The following is an 18,418-nucleotide window of genomic DNA, read 5'->3' as shown; positions in this document are numbered from 1 at the left end:
TAAAGAAATAAATTTAAGGAATCATTCATCCTTACACAAACTATTTTACAGTCTCATCCTTCTTTTTACTATTAATACTATTAGTCTTTTCTATTATAAAGTTCTTAAAATAACTATGCAATCGGTTTCAAGATGATATTTTATTCAGTTTATTATGCTCATAAAAAAATAAAATAACAAAAAATATATTGATTTATAACATTTATTTGATCATAATGTAAGCGATATCTAAAATTCGTGGGAGGAAACTTTTATGAGAAAAAATACTAAAATCATTTTAACATCACTTGCTTTACTCGCAAGCGCTAGTGTTTTGGCACCATCAGCTGTAGTGTCTGCAGCTGATCAACCTGCTACTAATGTTGCTGCAACTACTGCTACTAGTCAAAACAGCGACTTGCAAACTATCACTATGACTATTACCAAAACTGGCAGCACTACCCCATCAGAAGCTGCTATGTTCTTGGGCAACTCTGCTCAAGTTAATGTTAAGGACGGTAAAGTTACCGAAGTAATTATTCACGTTGATGGCTCTAAAGCACCAATGACCAAAGGTCAAGACATGTCTAAGATGGTTGCTAGCCTAACATTGAATGGTGTAGCCGGCAAGCAAGAAAATGTTGCTAAAGACGGCTCATCCCTTGACTATGTTTTCTCAGCAGATGCTTATAAAGAAGGCGCTGGCAGCTTAGAATTCGGTCTTAACGTTATGGGCAAGACCATGAACGAAAAGGCTGATATTACTTTAGGTAAGGTCGCTGAAGACACTGCTAATAAAGATGCCAATACTACATCTGACAAGACTCAAACTGATGCCGCTGCTGCTAAAAAGACAGCTGCCAAGAAAGCTAAGGCCGTTAAGCGGACTCTGAAGCACAATGCTTATGTCTACAAGAAGAACGGCAAGCGTGCTAATAAGAAAGTTTTGAAGAAAGGTCACCGCGTTAACACTTATGGTCGCGCAATTAAATTACACGGCAAGACTTTCTATCGTATTTCAAAGAATACTTACGTTAAAAAAGCTAACTTTTAACTAAAAATTTATTTCAAGAAAATAAAAAGACGGGCGTTGGCTCGTCTTTTTTGTTTGGATTGTTATTTGAGAGAAAATTTCTATTTAAACAAAAATATCCTTAAAATCAGCTACCACGTCTTTATTCTTTCTGCCAGGAATAACAGCGTAAATCACAGTGGAGATGCTTGTCGGAGTATCAAAGGCCTCCTGCCACATTTTTGCGACTTCTTTTGCGTTAAAGCCAAAAACGCCTGCACCCCAGGCGCCCAGAATAAGCACATCCACTTGTTGATCTTCAGCAATTTTCTTAACGAATTTCATTCGCTCAATCATTGCATCATTTGCCATTCCTTTTGCTTTGCCTCGGGCAGCAGATTTATTTGGAGCAGCGCAAGTAATGACATCTGTTTTTGCGCTAGGTCTAGTACTCGTACCCCAAAGCACATCAGGCGTGTAAATTGCTCGATCAGTATAAAGATTGTCATTGAGGTGTTGCTTATTCCAAGCATAATAATCTGTAAAACTGGTAATTATTGGATAAAGATCAGATACGCCGCAAAGTGCCTCTTCCTGGGCCATTAACCACAAATATCGCCGAATCCTCCAATATCAGACAGCAGAAGAACTCTTCAAGCAATATATCTCTTCATAACCTAACTGTTGCACTTAATTTGACAATTCAGGAATAAAAGGATTTTTATCTTCCACTCAAATTAAGTGCAATTTGAGAAATCAAAGTATCCATGAAATACATACCGAAAAAGACAAATAATGCCACAATTAAGATCTTCCATGAAATCTTTGATAAATCCTTCAATCTATGAGTTACTGAAATTCCGGCAAAGGCTAATACCGATGTAGTTAATGATAAAAAATCTACTGCATTAATTACACGAACACAATATGGACTAAGCAAACAGAAAACTAATGAAACGATAGACACCCAGCCTAGAATGGGAAATCCTCTAACAATCTTCCACGGAACTCGTTTCATTAACATACTGATAATAATGCCAATCAGAGAAAACAGCCATAATAGACCTAGGCCGGCAAAAGTATCAGGTGTAATTGGGGTGCTCTTAGGATTTTTTACTAACTTAATCCACTGAACAAATAAAACTAAACTAACACTAAGCAATAAAATTAATGCATCTCTACCTAATTTATAAAAATTATTTTCTCTAATCATGTTCTGGGTATACTTCTTTCTTTTTATCAAGCAAACTAGTCAAGTGAACATACATGAATCTTTGCAAAGGAACTGCGAGGAAATACATAATATAAGTTCCAATAAAACTAGTTAACAACTGACTTGCTGCCGCAAATGATAGAATCGTCTCACTATGTTTAGGAACCAGAGCTGCTAAAGCTGAAGAAGCTGCAGTCATCATAGAACTTGATCCTACTCCAGAACTCATCGCAACAGCTTGATAACTAAAGCCCATCCCCAAAAGAACTGGTGCTAAAATTGAGAAGACAATCGAACCAAAAATTGTTCCAATTAAGTAAATACCTAGGACTCCTCGACCTTCCGGTGAATCAAGTGTATATTTTTCACTAATATAGGCTAGTTCTCCTTCTCTGCCTAATCCCAATGTTGAGCCAATGGCCTCTTGTCTTAATCCTAGTAATAAAGCTACTGGTAGTCCAAATAAAATTGTGCCTAAATTACCTAACTCATGAATGAGAAATACCCAACCTACTGATAAAATTTCATTAATCTTAGGTGCAACATTTGCTCCATAACGTGCCATTAGTGGCAACATTATTAAAATCATATATTTTCCAGCAAACTTTACTCTTTTATCATTGTAAAGCCGCTTGATTGGCTTTAATGGAAGTAAATAAATAATAATCGCTAAAATAACTGCGAATACTAATGGTAGAATTGAAACTTCAATTTTACCAATTTTGAAAACCTGCATCCCTATAAATTCCGCAATAGTGTCAATCAATAGCACTAAAATAATTAATGGACCATAATTTTTTAAAGATTTCATTTTTCTGCTCCCATTTTATTTAATTGTTCAAGATATTCCTGATTTGTTCTACGATAAGTCCTGATTTTATTAAGATTATTTGATATTTCTAAAACACTGTTAAAGATAAATTCCGGGAATATGTCCAGTACAAAAACTGGATCAACTAATTTAAAATCAGAGCCATGAATGGTTCCATTCCAACCACCATATCCAATCTGAATAGTTGGCATTAGATAACTTACATCACCAATATCACCAGCTGCCATGGTATAGCCTCGGTTTTCAATCAATTCTGAAATCTTGTCATTCCTTAAAAATACATTTTTTATTAAAGCATTCATGTCTCTATTCGACCTTAAAGGCAAATAGCCAACCTGTGTTTCTGAATTAAAATTACCGCCTAAAGCTAGGGAGCATCCTTCTGCTGCTTGATTGAATTGCTTCATTAGTTGCTGTGCATATTCGACATCAAAGTATCGTATATCTGTCCCCATGCTAACATGATCGGGAATTACATTAATCGATTCTGTATTATCACCTATCATCACTGGATTAAACCTAATTTGATTTGGATTTTTTAATTGTTGACGTTTGAAGGCCAAAGCAGTGGTAAATAGGGTGGCTATACTCTGTGCATTTACCCCCTCTTCAGGAGCAAATGCTGCATGACTCGCCTTACCAAAGAAGTCAAAGTATTGAAAATTAAATCCAGCTAAATCACAATTAATTTCAATAGTCCTACGCTCAAAATTTTCACCTATAGCATGAACTGAGACACAGTAGTCGACATCATCAAAGACACCTAATTTAATTGCTTCTTGTTTACCACCAAAATAAGTGATTTTTCCTTCCGCTTTCTGTTTTTTGCGCCACTCCAAATCAACAAATTCTTCAGCCGGTGTAAAAATAAATGCTAAGTTAGCGCCAAAATCACCAATTCGTTTATTTTTCACTAGTTCATTCATAATCGCTAAAGCTATTGTCACCTGAGTATAATGGCCACAAGCTTGAGCTGCTCCTGTTTCACTATCAGCATTTCTATGCCCCGGCTGGTATAGTGAATCTAGTTCTGCAATAATTCCAATAGTCTTAGTTTGGTGATTATTAAACACCACTTTTATCCCTGTATTGCAGAAATGTTCGGCTTTTGCCATAGGAGTGATTTCATGAATAGCTTCTTCTATCGCCTCAGAAGTTTTATACTCCTTATATCCCAACTCCGGATTATTTAGTAGATAATCTGCTAATTCCCGCATTCTTGGATAGTATTCTTGAAAACTCGACATTCAATTCCCCACTTTTTCAAATCATCAATATTACATTTGATGGTTTAAATAGTACAGCGATATTCAAGCTGAAGCAAGAACAATTTTTAATTATAATAAATAAATGGTTCGTATTTTAAATAACGATAAGCATAAATAAAGCATCACTTACAAGAAAAATCTCACAAGTGATGCTTTATTTGTAGTAAAAAATATTTAGAATTTACGTAAACCATGTTGGTAAACTTGCTTGTCTTTTTGGCCGACTGCAGCAACATTTTCTAATGGATTATCCCGCAAAACTAGGAAATCCGCATATTTGCCAACTTCAAGCGAACCATATTCTTGATCAACCTTAAGCAATTCAGCACTACCCAAGCCGCCTGCTCTTAAAGCTTGATAATTTGTGGCTCCTGCTCTAACCAATTCCACTAATTCATTAGGTGTATCAGAGAAGCGATTGAAATATGTTCCTGCGTCTGTCCCCATTGCCAGTCTCACCCCCTCCTTGATCGCATGGCCGACATGATTATAAAAGTCATCAACTACTGCACACATCTTGCGGTATGAGAACTCAGGTACAACATCTTTTCCATGAACGACAATTGTCCGACCTGCAGTCAATGTTGGTGACAAAAATGTACCTTGTTTTTTCATCAAAGCCAAGTCATTATCATCTAAATAAAAACCATGTTCTACAGAATCAACTCCTGCAACAACTGCATAATGAATACCAAGTCGTCCCTCGGCGTGAGCACAAACTGTCATGTGCTTGGAATGAGCTTCTTCTACCGCCATCTTCATTTCTTCAAGAGAAAGTTCGGTATCGTCAACTTGATCGCCTAATGACATAATTCCACCTGTTGCCATCAGCTTAACATTTTTAGCACCCTTGGAAAACTGTTCACGCACTGCCCGACGCATGTCCTCTGGACCGTTAACCAAATGACTAGCATTTTGCTCTCCATTTAACCCCACCTTGAAATCACCATGTCCGCCGACAATTGACATTGTCATTCCAGTTGGCATCACTTGAGGACCTTCAAAAGGATACTGCTTGCGCATCTGCACTAATTTACAGTCAACATCAAAGGATGTGCCACAACTACGAACATAAGTCACACCAGTTTGTAAAGCTTCACGCAGATCCCGCAGTGCTGCATAAGTAGTCGAAGCTTCAGTAGTCGGAAATTTTTTCTTCAAGTCAGAATCAAGCCCCATGTGAGTATGTGAATTAAGCAAACCGCTCATCACATATTTCCCTTTAAGGTCAACTTGTTTGTCAAAATCTGCTGTGCATTTTCCCTTACCTTGATCGGTCAATTTACCTGTTTCATCATCAACGACAAACCAAGCATTATCTACTAGATTATCTTCATTACCAACGAATAAATTACAATTTACAAAAGCTGTTTTAGTCATTATTTTTCTCCTAATTATTACTTACAGATGCATCTTTAAAGCTGAAATTACCACCCAAGAATTCTACATTTTTAACACTTGGTCGAACCATCCAAGCTTGACCATCATGGAATAATGGCGTCAATCCTTGTTGATCAGTTAAAACACGTTCTGCATTATACAAATCTTCTAATCGCTTAGTAGGATTTAATTCCTTATCTGAATTATTCATATACTTGTCAAAATCTTTGTTAGACCATTTACCGAAGTTATAACTTTGTCCTGTCATCATTGTGTGCAATTGTGAATTAGGATCTAAATAGCCCGAAGTCAATCCAGTAAAGACTGCCTCGAAATCACCATTGAGCATTTTCTTAACTCTAGTAGTCTTCGGCATGCTTCTAACAGTTACATCAACTTTTTTGCCAAAGGTATCTTCTAACTGGCTTTGCACAAACTCTAAAACCTTTTTAGAAACGTCATCATCGTCACCCATTAAGGTAAAGGCCAACTTATTCTTACCCAATTCTTTTAATGCTCTATCATAAAGTTTCTTAGCGCCTGCAGGGTTATAATTCATATATTTATTAGCTGGATTTTTGCTTTCAACATACTGGTCAAAATTCTTACCATCAACATATTCATTTGGTCCAGCAAAAGTTCGAGCTACGGTATTAGCACCACCAACTGTTTTAGCCAATTGAGCTCGGTTAAGTGCCATTGAAACTGCTCTTCTAAAATCGACATTAGCTAGTTCTGGATGCTTGGATACATTGAAAGTCAAGTATTCAGTTCTATCTAGTTTATAGACTGTATAACCAGATTGACCCTTCAGTCTCTTTGAAGCCTGAACATCAAGATAGGCACCATCTAATTTGTTAGCCTGATACAGATTGTAATCAGTTGAAGGCGTCTTTTGTACACTATAATTAACCGTCTGCAATTTAACTTTATCTTTGTCCCAATATTGATCATTCTTTTCTAACTTCCAGTTAAGACTTGAACCAGTCCAGCCTTTTTGAACAAACGGACCATTGTAAACCATATACTTAGATGCAGTCCCATATTTTTTGCCAAACTTTTCGACTACGTGTTTATTTTGCGGATTCCAACCAACTGACAAGGCTTTAAAATACGGTACGGGATGTTTCAAGTGAACTACCAATTCATATTTACCCTTAGCTTCAACACCTAAAGTCGACGGAGCTTTTTTCCCAGCTAAAACATCATCTGCATTAACTACATTTGACCACTCATTTTGCTGTTGTGATTGTGTCTTAGGATCAAGTGTCCGTCTTAAAGAATAAACAAAATCTTCAGCGGTCACTGGATCACCATTAGACCACTTAGCATTCTTTCTTAAAGTAAAAGTCCAGGTCAAACCATCTTTACTCTGATTAGTTTTAGTAGCCACACCAGATACAACTTTACCCGCTTTATTCAGTCTATTGAGCCCTTCAAAAACATTAGATGCCTGTTCACTACCAGTTGTATCTACCATCTTTGAAGGATCCATAGTTTGGATTTCTGAGGTAGTCATCCAGGTCAATTCTTGTTTAGGTGCTTTAGCACCAGATTTGCTTGATGAACATGCAGATAAAGTACTTACGCCTAAAAGTGCTACTACAGTCGTGCCAAATAAGTGCTTCAATGTTTTTCTCATTTTTATCTCTCCCATAAGTCAAAAAAATTAACAACAAGCTTATGATAATTAAAAAACGCCCTACTAGATCAATTGATCTAATAGGGCGTCTTCAACGCGGTACCACCTATTTATTCGTAGAATAATACTCACAAAAATTCTACCTCATGCACGTGCGGCTGATTCTATCAAAATCAGCGATACGTCGCCGCTATAGAGGGCGGACCCTGAAAATGCTAATATCGCACTTTCAGCTCAAAGGTGATTTTCACTTAATTCATCATTATCTTCTTCCACCAACCGAAGACTCTCTGCAAATCATTTCTTAAGTTACTTTCCTTATCAAAGCTCTTTTTTTTATTTGTTGTAAACAATAATATCATGTATTTTTAATCTGTCAATTATTTTTTTATTTTTTTCAATTGTTAAAAATAAAATGATCAATTGCCTCGGCAACTGCACCATGATTATTATCAGCCTGAGTAATGTAATCGCATTGCTCTTTCATAGCAGGATTGACATTAGCCACACCAACACCCACACCAGCAGCCTGAATCATTGACAAGTCATTAAAATTATCACCAATGGCAATTGTTTCTTCAATCGGCACCCTAAGCTGCTCAGCCAGCTTCATCAGTCCCGCGCCTTTATTGACACCTTTACGGTTAAATTCTAAATAACGATTAGATGAATATGAAATATCCAATTCTTGCGTAATTGGTCCTAATTCAGCGGCGATCCGGTGCAAATAATTATTATCAAGACTCTCATAGAGCACCTTGGCAATTTTCTGCCCCTCCAAAAATGACAAGTCTTTATCTTCAATCTCTTTAAACTGGTGTCGTCCCGTCATATAGGCACGTTCATCATCATCGATATGATACGTATATACCATATCTTGAGTGTAAACATGCATGGCAATATCTAGTTCAACCCCATGCCGATATAACCGATCCGCAATTTCATTAGGCAAGCCGTCAAAATACAGCACGCGATTATTCTTATTTTCTGTAATGCTGGCACCATTGAATGAAATCACATATTCATTAGCTGCCTGCTCTAATCCTATTTCCTTTAAAGTATTTTGGACAGAAACGTAGCCTCGTCCAGTTGCAGGAACAAATTTTACACCGTGAGCAACTGCTTTTTGAATCGCTTCTCTATTTTCTACTGAGACATGCGTATCTGCGCTCAACAACGTTTCATCTAAGTCACACGCAATAATTTTATACATCTAGTCACCTCTTCATGCTTAGTTTACCGGAGACACGCAAGCCTAGCAAGGCAACAAATCTTGTAAAATAACATAATTCGTCTAAGTGTAAGCGATTACAAAATAGTAAAAATATTTTTCATTACATAGTTATAATAGACATGCAAGCCTTTAAATAACAGCGTTCTTGCGCCTTGAAGACGGTAAAAAATCATGCTAAGTTGGTGTCAAAAGGATGGTGTTAATAAGATGACAGATAAGATATACACTAATTACTTTATCGAAGATGAAGATTTTGACAAAAACCACTTCCACTACAAGAAATTAAGCATCCCTCAAGGTGTAGAAGCTCAGCCATTAGCTGTCCCTCCAGTTCTTGCACCGGATAAGGAAACTGATACTGATGTCTGGTTCACTCTTGAATCAATTGAAAGCGAAAGCCAAATATTGCCTGGAGCTAAGACCAAGACTTGGGGTTATAACGCTCCTTTGTTAGGTAAAACCATGGTCTTAAAACGTGGCCAGCGAGTTCACGTTACCTTAAAAAATAGTTTACCAGAACTAACAACTTATCACTGGCATGGCATGGAAGTTCCTGGTCCTATTACTGATGGTGGCTGTCATGCCCCTGTTTATCCAGGTGAAGAAAAGCAAATCGAATTCACTGTTAATCAACCAGCTGCCTTAACATGGCTTCATGCTCACCCATGTCCATCCACCGCTGCCCAAGTTTGGATGGGATTAGCTATGGGCGTAGTAGTAACAGATGAAAACGAAGCTAAACTCCCAATTCCTAAAAACTATGGCGTTGACGAGTTTCCAGTTATTTTGCAAGACCGTACTTTCCACAAAGATAATCAACTTGACTATCGCGCTGATTATGATGCAATGGGCGTCTTCGGTGAAACACCATTAATCAACGGCACGGTTCGCCCTTATGTTGATGTAACAACACAAAAGATTCGTTTACTATTCTTAGGTGGGTCTAACCGTCGTGAATGGCGCTTGCACTTTGATGATGACCTAGTTATGACTCAAATTGCAGGTGACGATTCATTTTTGCCTCATCCAATCAAAATGACTAAGATCTTGGTAACACCTGGTGAACGGCTTCAAGTTGTAGTTGACTTCAAGGATTACCATGATGGCGATGTCGTTAACCTTTATACTGATGATTTCAAACTAATTGAATTTAGAATTCACAAGTTTGCACCTGACAACAGTGTTATTCCTGATACATTATTCAAACCAGAAATTCCTGAAATCGCTGAAGATTTGCCAGTTCGTAAAGTAACTATGGATGATCACAACAAGATAAATGGCAAGCAATTCGCAATGCAGCGGATCGATATGAAGCAACAAGTTAGTCATGCTGAATACTGGGACGTAACTAATACCAACTCTAAGGAACACGGTATGTTGCACCCATTCCATATTCACGGCACACACTTTACAGTCGTTTCACGTGATGGCGAAAAGCCATTTCCAAATGAATATGGTTACAAAGACACCATTCCTGTCAGACCAGGTGAAACCGTCCGCTTGCGTGTAGAATTCCCACAAACTGGAGTCTTCATGTACCACTGCCACATTATTGAACACGAAGATGCCGGAATGATGGCTCAAATCGAAGTATTCGACCCTAAACACCCAAAGACATACAAGTTAATGGATATGAAGACATTAACCGACGCCTTTGCTAAAGAAAGAGGCATTAAACCTGAAGATGTGTGGATGCCAGGAATGGATACCGAAGGTTGCGGCATGGAAGTTGACAGCAGTTCTGGTGCTAGTCAAAAATAAAGGAGCTTCAAAATGTGCTCAGGAATGAATAACTTATTTTGGAAAATTATTTGGGTAATTGTTTACGCCATTACTGCCTACTTTACTTTTACCGGCAAAATGATGATGGCAATGTACTGGATGGCCGGTGGGATGTTGGCTGAATCGGTTGTCTCACTCATTTACTACTTTGTTAATCGACGAAAATAAACTTTTTCTCACTATTTCTTCCGTTACTAACTTTTTAACTAAGTAAAAAAATTTATTTGACAAAATTAAAACGAGATGATAAATTAATAGCAATAATTAAAAAATCTTGATGAATAGAGTAATTATAGCTAGCTTTCTTACAGAGAATTACTGGTTGGTGAGAAGTAAAAGAAACTGCTTAATGAAAATGGATTCAGAATGATTATACTAGTGATATTTAGCTAGTATCGGGGTTGCTCTCGTTAACAATGCAAGCTATTGTTAGATAGCTATTGAGGTCAGTTATGTAAATAGCTGGCAAATAAAGGTGGTAACACGAAGCACTCGTCCTTTGAGGATGGGTGCTTTTTTTGCATATGAGAGAAAGAAAAATGAGAAAAAGAAGACAGCGGAATATTATTATTGGCACCATTGTTAGCTTATTGATTATCGTAGCTGGTTACTTCAGCTTCTTTTGGACGCCAAAAAGCAACGGTCAAACCAAAGTTAGCGTAGGAATCGTTGGTGCCAGCAAAGGTGACATTGCAATCTGGAAAAGCGTTGCTCAAACCGTCAAACAGAAATATGGGATTATTTTAACCACTAAAAGTTTTGATGGTTATGACCAACCTGACAAGGCACTTAAATCCGGTGACGTTGATCTGAATGCCTTCCAGCACTATGCTTTCCTCAACGCCTGGAACAAAGCCAACCATGGCGGAATTACTGCAATCGGTAAAACCTATATCTCACCTATTCGCTTATATTCCAAAAAATATCATAGCCTAAATGCACTACCTGAAGGAGCAACAATTGTGGTCCCCAGCGATCCCACCAATGAATCAAGAGCACTTTTTGTTTTGAAAAATGCCGGGTTGATCAAATTGAAGAAAGGTAAAGTATTGGTCTCTGTTGCAGATATTACTGCCAATCCTAACCACTTCAAAATTAAAGAAGTTGCATCTGAACAAACTAGCCGCGTGATCGATGATGTTGATGCCGCTGTCGTCAACAATGACTTTGCTGGCCCTGCACATCTAGGTGACAAGCAAACTATCTTTGTCGAACCATTGAACAAAGACTCTGAGCAATGGATCAATATTATTTGCGCCCGCACCAAGGATAAAAATAAAAAGATTTATCAAGAAATTGTTAAAGCATACCAGACCAAAAAGACCAAGCAAATTTACAAGAAATACTACGGCAACAAGCAAATTGCCGCTTGGGATGTAAAACTAAAATAAGCAATAAATAAGACGAGAACTACAATGACTGTAATTCTCGCCTTATTTTTTTATAATGACTATTTTTTATTTCTTCAATTGCTTCAAGTGTTCTTTGATCTTATCTGCAGCAGCTTGCAACTTTTCTTTTTCTTCAGAAGTAAGCTTTAATTCAATTTCTTCCTCAATGCCGTCGCGACCAATAATAGCTGGATAACCAATATAAGTCTTGTATTCAGGATTATAAACTGAAACAGGACAATATAGATGAGCATCGCTAAAGACTGCTTGAACTAAACGAGTAGCACAAGTGGCAATAGCATAGCTAGTATAGCCCTTTCCCTTAGCCACAATAAAGGAATTCTTATTTGATTGTTCACTAATCTTTTCTTGTTCTTCATCACCAAACAATTGGAAAGCAATCTTGTTGTTAACTCTTACCGTTGACCAGGCTGTAAATTGTGAAGAACCATGTTCACCTAAAACGAAACCTTCTACGTTACGTGGATCTTGACCAAGTTTTTCACCAATTATTCTTTGAACTCTTGCAGTATCAAGGAAAGTACCAGTACCAAAGACGCGATTCTTCTTTAAACCAGAAGTTTCTTGCAAAATTTGGGTAATTGCATCACATGGATTAGAAATATTGATCAAAACGCCGTGAAAGCCTGATTCTTTAATATCTGCCCCAACTTCTTTGGCATTTCTTGCATTTAATTCAAACTCACCAAAGCGGTCGCCTGTCTTAACTGAAGCCGCAATATCACCAAAAGCGGTAATAATAATGTCAGCATCTTCTAAGCCGTCCCAATCTTGCTTTCGCACATTAACATAGCTATCATTTCTAGCCAAAGTATCATGCAAGTCATTGTATTCAGCATTTACTTTAGCTTCATTTTTATCAATTAAAATCAGTTCGTCAACCATACTGTGCGTAAATAAAGTATAGGCAACGGTTGCACCAACATGGCCCATGCCAATAATACCAACTGTTCTCATTTTAAAATCCTTTCAAAAAAACAAAAAGGAAGATAGTCATAGCTACCCTCCCTTTTTATTATTAGGCTTTAACTTCGTTAATTACAACGTCAAACTTGCCACCAGGAGTGGTAATTGATACGGTTTCACCCTTCTTTTTGCCCAATAAAGCTTGAGCAATTGGTGAATCGTTAGAAATCTTGCCATTCAATGGATCTGATTCATCACTACCTACAATAGTGTAAGTTTCTGGATCATCAGTACCAACTTCAGTATAGGTAATTGTTTTACCAACTGAAACTTCGTTAGGATCAACGCTTTCTGCATCAACAACTTGCGCATACTTAAGCATTTCTTCAACTTGCGCAATTCTGTCTTCCAAGTGACTCTGTTCGTCCTTAGCTGCGTCATATTCGGAGTTTTCTGACAAGTCACCGAATGAACGCGCAACCTTAATACGTTCAATAACTTCTGGACGCTTAACTAATTTTAAGTTCTTTAATTCTGCTTGAAGTTTTTCTTTACCTTCAGCAGTCATTGGATAAGATTTTTCAGGCATATTTTTAACTCCTCAGAAATTAATTTTCTTTATCTTGCACTGATCAATAATATTAATTTACGTCAATAATGTCAACCTTTAACGAACTTTAATCGCAAGATCATTTTCAAGAGCAGCAACAATCTTATCCATCGCGTTATTGACAACATCGTCGGTTAAAGTATCTTTTCTGTTCAAGAAGGTTAAGTTGTAAGCAATACTCTTCTTACCAACATCAATGTGAGCACCAGCATAAACATCGATTACCTTAAGTTCAGTTAAGTACTTACCAGCATTAGATTTAATGACGTTTTCAATTTCTTGGTTAGTAACTGGCTTATCAACTAAAAGTGAAAGGTCACGTTGAATTGCTGGGAACTTAGGTGCAGGCACTGCAGTTACGCCCTTAGTTAACATTGGAATAATTGTATCGAGATCAATTTCGTAGCCATAAAGCTCGCTACCACGAAGTGCCTTATCAGCAATCGTTACAGCGTGAGCAATCATTCCGATCATCCCAACATATTGCTTATCAATGTAGATTCCTGCAGTTCTAGTTGGGTGCATCCCCTTGATGCCTTTAGCCTCATAAACCACTTTTTCAGGATCAATACCAATTGCATTGAACAAATTGGTTAACTGTCCCTTAACAAAGTAGAAGTCTACCTTTTGGGTTAAATGTTGCCAATTTTCCGCAAAAGTATTGCCAGAGTAAATAGCTGCTAAATGTTCATGCTCGTTGAATTTACCACCATCATGGTCATAAGTTCTGCCTTGTTCAAATAAAGCTAATTGTGTTTGCTTTCTAGCAAAGTTGTAACTAGCAGCATCTACCAATCCAGTCATCAAATTCTCACGCATTGCAGAACGGCTTGAGTTAAGTGGAGATTGAACTTCAACTAAATCTTTAGGATCTTTAGTGTAACGAGTTGCCTTTTCAGGTGAAGTCAATGAGTAAGAAATAGCTTCCATCAAGCCTTGTCCTTCAACGATTGCCTTCATCCGACGCATCATTTCTTCTTTTTCTGAGTAGCCACCGTGAGTTTCTGGCAAAACAGGTTGAGTAGATTCAAGATTGTCATAGCCGTACAAACGACCAACTTCTTCAACCAAGTCAGCTGGAATTGAAATATCCCATCTTCTATTTGGTACATGAACAGCTAAGTTGTCACCATCTACATCGACCTTGAAGCAGAGACGATCAAAGATCTTCACAATTTCATCAACTGATAATTTTGTACCTAAAACTTTATCAATATATGAAGCAGTAGTCTTAACCACAACTGGTTCACGTTTTTGATCAGTTGCCTTGAGAATGCCTTCATCAACCGTAGCGTTAGCATCATTTCTAAGCAGAAGGGCAGCCATATTGATTGCCTTTTCAGTCGCATCCCAGTTAACGCCTTTTTCGTAGCGGCTGGATGCTTCAGTACGGTTAGCGTGACGAAGAGCTGCTTTTCTTACAAGTGCTGGATCAAAAATGGCAGATTCAAGAATGACATCAGTAGTTTCTGAAGTAATTTCTGAGTTAAGACCACCCATTACACCAGCCATCATCACTGGCTTTTCACCATCAGTAATGATGATGTCATTTGGATCAAGCTCGGCTTCTTTTTCATTAAGCAAAGTAAGCTTCTCACCCTTATTAGCAAGTCTTACTTCAAACTTTCCGTTAGCAAAAGTCTTAGCGTCATAAGCATGCATTGGTTGACCAGTTAACAGCATGATATAGTTAGTAACGTCAACTACATTGTTAATTGGACGAATGCCTGCATTCCAAAGACGACGTTGCAACCAAAGTGGTGAGTCTTGAATCTTAACATTCTCGAGCTTACGTAAGTAAAACTTAGGTGCAAGCTTTTCATCAACTTTAACATCGAGTGAATCTGTCCAGGCTGGACCATCTTCTTTTAAGACAACCTTTTCTTCAACCTTTGGCTTTTGGTCAATAATTGCGCCAACTTCATAAGCTGCGCCTTCCATACTCAAAGTATCAGCACGGTTAGGTGTAATATCAAAATTTAAGATATAGTCATCCATGCCAAGTGCTTCATAAATATCTTGACCTGGCTTAACTTCCGCATCCTCTGGGAAGACATAAATACCATCCGCAAATTTTTCTGGCACAACGCTGTCGCTGAAACCAATTTCTTGCAAGCCACAGATCATGCCGTAGCTTTCCATGCCGCGGATCTTACCCTTCTTGATCTTTTCATTGCCAGCAATGCGGGCACCATGAAGAGCAACAATCACATCTTCGCCTGCAGCAACATTAGGTGCACCACAAACAATTTGTAAAGGTTCATCTTCGCCGACATCAACGTGAGTTAAATGTAAGTGAGTACCTTCAACGCCTTCACAATCAAGGACATGACCGACAACTAATTTCTTTAAGCCATCCATTGGGTGAATACGGTCAGGAATTTCAACCCCGCTACGAGTAATTTCTTCTGCTAATTCGTATGGATCTTGACCATCTAAATCAAGAAAATCTTTTAACCAGTTATATGAAACTAACATCTATTATCTTTCCTCCTTACGGAATTGTTCTAAGAAACGTACGTCATTGGTGTAGAAGTCACGAATATCATCGATACCGTATTTCAAAATAGCGAAACGATCAAGACCAACACCGAAGGCAAAACCACCATAAACAGTTGAATCAATGCCAGCATTTTCCAAAACATTAGGGTGAACCATTCCGGCACCTAAAACTTCGATCCAGCCAGTGTACTTACAAATTGGGCAGCCCTTACCATCACAGTTAAAGCATGAAACGTCCATTTCAACTGATGGCTCAGTAAATGGGAAGTAGCTTGGACGCAAACGAGTTTCACGATCTTGACCAAAGACATGCTTAGAAATCATTTCCAAGGTACCCTTTAAGTCACTCATCGTGATGTTCTTATCTACTACTAAACCTTCCATTTGCATGAATTGGTGTGAGTGAGTAGCATCATCATCATCACGGCGGTATACCTTACCTGGACCAACCATCTTAAGTGGACCCTTTGAGAAGTCATGCTTTTCTAAAACTCTAGCTTGGTCACCTGAAGTTTGGGTTCTAAGCAAGTCTTCACTATCAATATAGAAAGTAGCTTGCATGTCACGAGCTGGGTGATCTTTAGGAATGTTCATCATTTCAAAACAGTAGTGATCGGTTTCAATTTCTGGGCCTTGCACTACCCGGTATCCCATGCCGATGAAGTAGCTTTCAAGGTCATCCAAGATGATGTTGATTGGGTGCCTAGAACCAAGGTGTGCTTCACGTCCTGGCAAAGTAACATCAATTTTTTCATCTTCAAGCTTCTTAGCTAAAACAGCCTTGACAATCTTTTCCTTAGCTTCGTCTAATTGAGCATTGAACAGGTCACGTAATTCGTTAACCTTTTGTCCAACTTCACGTCTGTTTTCTGGTGCAACTTCGCGCATTGAGTGCAAAATCTTAGTTAATTCACCTTTACGACCAACAAGTTCAACTCTAACATCGTTTAAAGTCTTTTCATCTTTAGCCTTGTTGATTTGGTTAAGCCCTTCTTCGTGGAGCTCTTTTAACTTATCAAATAAGTCCATTAAATCTTTCCTTTCAAAACAAAAAAAGCTCCGCCCCCTCAATAGGGACGAAGCGTCGCGGTACCACCCTAGTTTGGACGTAGCAACGCCCACACTTAAGTTTTCGTTAACGGTGAAATACCGGAATTGATTAGATCCTACTCCCAAGATGAAATTCACAGACTTTTTCTATCTTCTCTTGCAGCTTTTGAAAGAAGACTCTCTTTAGAAAAATAATCTGTTACTAGTCTTGATCTTAGTAATTAATTAATATGATATTTCTTTTACCTGTTTCTTGCAAGTTTTTTATTTTCCCTGCGGCAAAACAATGTCACTAGGTCTGATTTCCTTACCAAAGTATGGCTTCAATTCTTTATTATAATCATAAGTAAAGAAGCTCTCACTGTTCAGCTTAGTAATTTCACGATCCATCCATTTTTGCAGTGACTTGTTGCCCTTCTTCACCGCACCAGAGATGTATTGGTTAGGGCCAATAGTTTTAATTCCAACAGTAAACTTAGGATTACGCTTAACCCAAGCATACAGATAAGAATTATCATCGGCCAAAGCTGCACCACGGCCATTTTTAATCGCGTTAAACTGCTGAGTTTTCGAGTCAAACTTAAGCAAGTTTACGCCTTTTTGTTTAGTAAAATAGTTCTCTGCTGTCGTCCCTTTAGTAACGATCACGCTTTTTCCTTTCAATTGTTTTGGACTAGTTATCGGAGCTGACTTAGGGGAAATCACCCCAACCGATACTTTCATATATGGCTTAGTCCAACTAGCCACGCTTTTACGCTCTGGTGTCAAAGTGAAGTTAGCCAAAACAATATCAGCCTTATTAGAATTCAAGGTATCAATTCGATTATTGGCATTAACTTGAATAAACTTAGGTTTTACGCCCAAATCTTTCGCCACTCTGCGAGCTAGGCGCACGTCATAGCCAACACGCTTACCTTGTGAATTAACCCAGCCATAAGGCGGTAGATCGCCAAAGACAGCCACTCTTAAATAGCCACGACGTTTAATTGAAGATACATTATTTTCATTATTCCATCTGTCGCCTGAAGCAGTGCCGTTAATTCCTGGTCGCGTAATTCCAAAATAACCAGCAATTACTACAACTACCGCAAAGAGGACAGCCATGATCCAATTAAAAATCTTTTTTGCCATCATTCACACCTAAAAATCCATACTCTCTAAAAATTCTTGTGCCCGCTTAGTCTGAGGTTTAGTAAAGAATTCTTTGCCTGGTGTCTCTTCCAAAATTTTTCCGTCTTCTAAAAATAGCACCTTATCGGCAATTCTCGCAGCGAAGTTCATCTCATGCGTAACAATGATCATCGTCATATGTTCGTTATCAGATAATCTTTGCATGATATCTAGCACGCCGCGAACCATTTCAGGGTCAAGCGAAGCAGTAATCTCATCAAAGAGCATTACTTCGGGATGCATAATCAAAGCACGCACAATCGCAATTCTTTGCTTTTGTCCACCTGATAATTCACGCGGATATGCCTTTGCATAATTAGCTAAACCGACTTGCTGCTATGAAAAATGTAAGCAAATGTATGACTATGTTCTATTTTCATACATTTTGGACTATTCGTGCTTTCCATTTCTCTTACCAACGTCTAC

General features: G+C 38.1%; 16 protein-coding genes, 2 pseudogenes and 3 other annotated features. Of the genes and pseudogenes, 5 read left to right on the top strand and 13 right to left on the bottom strand.

Annotated features, from left to right (window positions below; genetic code table 11):
- Window positions 1–253: 253 nt before the first annotated feature.
- A complete protein-coding gene (locus tag CP363_RS09525) occupies window positions 254–1,033 on the top strand; it encodes an SLAP domain-containing protein (RefSeq protein WP_005719842.1) in 780 nt (259 codons plus the stop codon).
- Between the two features lie 84 nt (window positions 1,034–1,117).
- Here CP363_RS09525 and CP363_RS09520 read toward each other — a convergent pair whose 3' ends face one another.
- Window positions 1,118–1,594, bottom strand: a complete 477-nt coding sequence (locus CP363_RS09520) for a TIGR02452 family protein (protein ID WP_098036181.1) — start codon at window positions 1,592–1,594, stop codon at window positions 1,118–1,120.
- On the opposite strand from CP363_RS09520, the pseudogene CP363_RS11230 reads away from it, so the two are divergent.
- Window positions 1,590–1,667: pseudogene (locus tag CP363_RS11230) on the top strand (integrase); the annotation flags it as partial. The gene CP363_RS09520 and the pseudogene CP363_RS11230 sit on opposite strands and share 5 nt — an antisense overlap.
- A gap of 45 nt (window positions 1,668–1,712) precedes the next feature.
- Here CP363_RS11230 and CP363_RS09515 read toward each other — a convergent pair.
- The 6 genes from CP363_RS09515 to CP363_RS09490 all read right to left on the bottom strand — a co-directional run bounded on the left by CP363_RS09515 (window position 1,713) and on the right by CP363_RS09490 (window position 8,539).
- Entirely contained in the window at window positions 1,713–2,204 is a 492-nt protein-coding gene (locus CP363_RS09515) for a hypothetical protein (protein ID WP_013086645.1), read from the bottom strand.
- The gene (locus tag CP363_RS09510) at window positions 2,197–3,015 is read right to left on the bottom strand and encodes a DUF3100 domain-containing protein (protein ID WP_098036180.1); all 819 of its coding nucleotides are present in this window, start codon (window positions 3,013–3,015) and stop codon (window positions 2,197–2,199) included. Before CP363_RS09510 ends, CP363_RS09515 begins: the two co-directional genes overlap by 8 nt.
- Window positions 3,012–4,283, bottom strand: a complete 1,272-nt coding sequence (locus CP363_RS09505) for a M20/M25/M40 family metallo-hydrolase (protein WP_098036179.1) — start codon at window positions 4,281–4,283, stop codon at window positions 3,012–3,014. Before CP363_RS09505 ends, CP363_RS09510 begins: the two co-directional genes overlap by 4 nt.
- Before the next feature lie 195 nt (window positions 4,284–4,478).
- Window positions 4,479–5,684: an amidohydrolase family protein gene (locus CP363_RS09500; RefSeq protein WP_089147089.1), complete on the bottom strand. Its 1,206-nt coding sequence runs from the start codon at window positions 5,682–5,684 to the stop codon at window positions 4,479–4,481.
- 10 nt (window positions 5,685–5,694) lie between these two features.
- Window positions 5,695–7,326, bottom strand: a complete 1,632-nt coding sequence (locus tag CP363_RS09495) for a peptide ABC transporter substrate-binding protein (RefSeq protein ID WP_005729018.1) — start codon at window positions 7,324–7,326, stop codon at window positions 5,695–5,697.
- Window positions 7,327–7,404: 78 nt separating this feature from the next.
- Window positions 7,405–7,660 (bottom strand) — a binding site (T-box leader).
- 63 nt (window positions 7,661–7,723) lie between these two features.
- Window positions 7,724–8,539, bottom strand: a complete 816-nt coding sequence (locus tag CP363_RS09490) for a Cof-type HAD-IIB family hydrolase (protein ID WP_005719852.1) — start codon at window positions 8,537–8,539, stop codon at window positions 7,724–7,726.
- A 228-nt stretch (window positions 8,540–8,767) separates the two neighbouring features.
- Between CP363_RS09490 and CP363_RS09485 the strand changes: the two genes are divergently transcribed.
- The 3 genes from CP363_RS09485 (at window position 8,768) to CP363_RS09480 (ending at window position 11,733) form a co-directional block, all read left to right on the top strand.
- Window positions 8,768–10,321 carry a multicopper oxidase family protein gene (locus CP363_RS09485; RefSeq protein WP_005723395.1) on the top strand — a complete coding sequence of 518 codons (1,554 nt, stop codon included), beginning with the start codon at window positions 8,768–8,770 and terminating at the stop codon, window positions 10,319–10,321.
- 24 nt (window positions 10,322–10,345) lie between these two features.
- The gene (locus tag CP363_RS10845; RefSeq protein WP_162252610.1) at window positions 10,346–10,510 is read left to right on the top strand and encodes a hypothetical protein; all 165 of its coding nucleotides are present in this window, start codon (window positions 10,346–10,348) and stop codon (window positions 10,508–10,510) included.
- 97 nt (window positions 10,511–10,607) lie between these two features.
- Window positions 10,608–10,845: a binding site (T-box leader), on the top strand.
- A gap of 36 nt (window positions 10,846–10,881) precedes the next feature.
- The gene (locus tag CP363_RS09480; protein ID WP_005729016.1) at window positions 10,882–11,733 is read left to right on the top strand and encodes a lipoprotein; all 852 of its coding nucleotides are present in this window, start codon (window positions 10,882–10,884) and stop codon (window positions 11,731–11,733) included.
- 66 nt (window positions 11,734–11,799) lie between these two features.
- On the opposite strand, the gene CP363_RS09475 is transcribed toward CP363_RS09480, so the two are convergent.
- From CP363_RS09475 to CP363_RS09450, 6 genes and pseudogenes are all read right to left on the bottom strand, one after another.
- On the bottom strand, window positions 11,800–12,711 hold the full coding sequence (locus CP363_RS09475; protein WP_005727148.1) for an L-lactate dehydrogenase: 912 nt from the start codon (window positions 12,709–12,711) through the stop codon (window positions 11,800–11,802).
- A gap of 61 nt (window positions 12,712–12,772) precedes the next feature.
- Window positions 12,773–13,249, bottom strand: a complete 477-nt coding sequence (gene greA, locus CP363_RS09470) for a transcription elongation factor GreA (RefSeq protein ID WP_005719856.1) — start codon at window positions 13,247–13,249, stop codon at window positions 12,773–12,775.
- 78 nt (window positions 13,250–13,327) lie between these two features.
- Window positions 13,328–15,748 (bottom strand): phenylalanine--tRNA ligase subunit beta, encoded by a 2,421-nt coding sequence (pheT, locus tag CP363_RS09465; protein ID WP_098036178.1) that lies wholly within the window; start codon window positions 15,746–15,748, stop codon window positions 13,328–13,330.
- A 3-nt stretch (window positions 15,749–15,751) separates the two neighbouring features.
- Window positions 15,752–16,801 carry a phenylalanine--tRNA ligase subunit alpha gene (gene pheS / locus CP363_RS09460; RefSeq protein ID WP_098036177.1) on the bottom strand — a complete coding sequence of 350 codons (1,050 nt, stop codon included), beginning with the start codon at window positions 16,799–16,801 and terminating at the stop codon, window positions 15,752–15,754.
- Between the two features lie 40 nt (window positions 16,802–16,841).
- Window positions 16,842–17,047: a binding site (T-box leader), on the bottom strand.
- Between the two features lie 39 nt (window positions 17,048–17,086).
- Window positions 17,087–17,956: a transporter substrate-binding domain-containing protein gene (locus tag CP363_RS09455; RefSeq protein ID WP_061204905.1), complete on the bottom strand. Its 870-nt coding sequence runs from the start codon at window positions 17,954–17,956 to the stop codon at window positions 17,087–17,089.
- 6 nt (window positions 17,957–17,962) lie between these two features.
- Window positions 17,963–18,328, bottom strand: a pseudogene (locus tag CP363_RS09450) (ATP-binding cassette domain-containing protein); the annotation flags it as partial.
- Window positions 18,329–18,418 lie beyond the last annotated feature (90 nt).

Source organism: Lactobacillus sp. UMNPBX12 (assembly GCF_002553955.1).
Lineage (GTDB): Bacteria > Bacillota > Bacilli > Lactobacillales > Lactobacillaceae > Lactobacillus > Lactobacillus crispatus.
The sequence above is the reverse complement of the archived record's forward strand: the minus strand, read 5'-3'. Positions and strand labels throughout refer to the sequence as shown.

Bases quoted from the DNA above. Each gene is read 5' to 3' on its own strand.
- CP363_RS09525 (WP_005719842.1), top strand. From the start codon at position 254: ATGAGAAAAAATACTAAAATCATTTTAACATCACTTGCTTTACTCGCA.
- CP363_RS09520 (WP_098036181.1), bottom strand. From the start codon at position 1,594: ATGGCCCAGGAAGAGGCACTTTGCGGCGTATCTGATCTTTATCCAATA.
- CP363_RS09515 (WP_013086645.1), bottom strand. From the start codon at position 2,204: ATGATTAGAGAAAATAATTTTTATAAATTAGGTAGAGATGCATTAATT.
- CP363_RS09510 (WP_098036180.1), bottom strand. From the start codon at position 3,015: ATGAAATCTTTAAAAAATTATGGTCCATTAATTATTTTAGTGCTATTG.
- CP363_RS09505 (WP_098036179.1), bottom strand. From the start codon at position 4,283: ATGTCGAGTTTTCAAGAATACTATCCAAGAATGCGGGAATTAGCAGAT.
- CP363_RS09500 (WP_089147089.1), bottom strand. From the start codon at position 5,684: ATGACTAAAACAGCTTTTGTAAATTGTAATTTATTCGTTGGTAATGAA.
- CP363_RS09495 (WP_005729018.1), bottom strand. From the start codon at position 7,326: ATGAGAAAAACATTGAAGCACTTATTTGGCACGACTGTAGTAGCACTT.
- CP363_RS09490 (WP_005719852.1), bottom strand. From the start codon at position 8,539: ATGTATAAAATTATTGCGTGTGACTTAGATGAAACGTTGTTGAGCGCA.
- CP363_RS09485 (WP_005723395.1), top strand. From the start codon at position 8,768: ATGACAGATAAGATATACACTAATTACTTTATCGAAGATGAAGATTTT.
- CP363_RS10845 (WP_162252610.1), top strand. From the start codon at position 10,346: ATGAATAACTTATTTTGGAAAATTATTTGGGTAATTGTTTACGCCATT.
- CP363_RS09480 (WP_005729016.1), top strand. From the start codon at position 10,882: ATGAGAAAAAGAAGACAGCGGAATATTATTATTGGCACCATTGTTAGC.
- CP363_RS09475 (WP_005727148.1), bottom strand. From the start codon at position 12,711: ATGAGAACAGTTGGTATTATTGGCATGGGCCATGTTGGTGCAACCGTT.
- greA (WP_005719856.1), bottom strand. From the start codon at position 13,249: ATGCCTGAAAAATCTTATCCAATGACTGCTGAAGGTAAAGAAAAACTT.
- pheT (WP_098036178.1), bottom strand. From the start codon at position 15,748: ATGTTAGTTTCATATAACTGGTTAAAAGATTTTCTTGATTTAGATGGT.
- pheS (WP_098036177.1), bottom strand. From the start codon at position 16,801: ATGGACTTATTTGATAAGTTAAAAGAGCTCCACGAAGAAGGGCTTAAC.
- CP363_RS09455 (WP_061204905.1), bottom strand. From the start codon at position 17,956: ATGATGGCAAAAAAGATTTTTAATTGGATCATGGCTGTCCTCTTTGCG.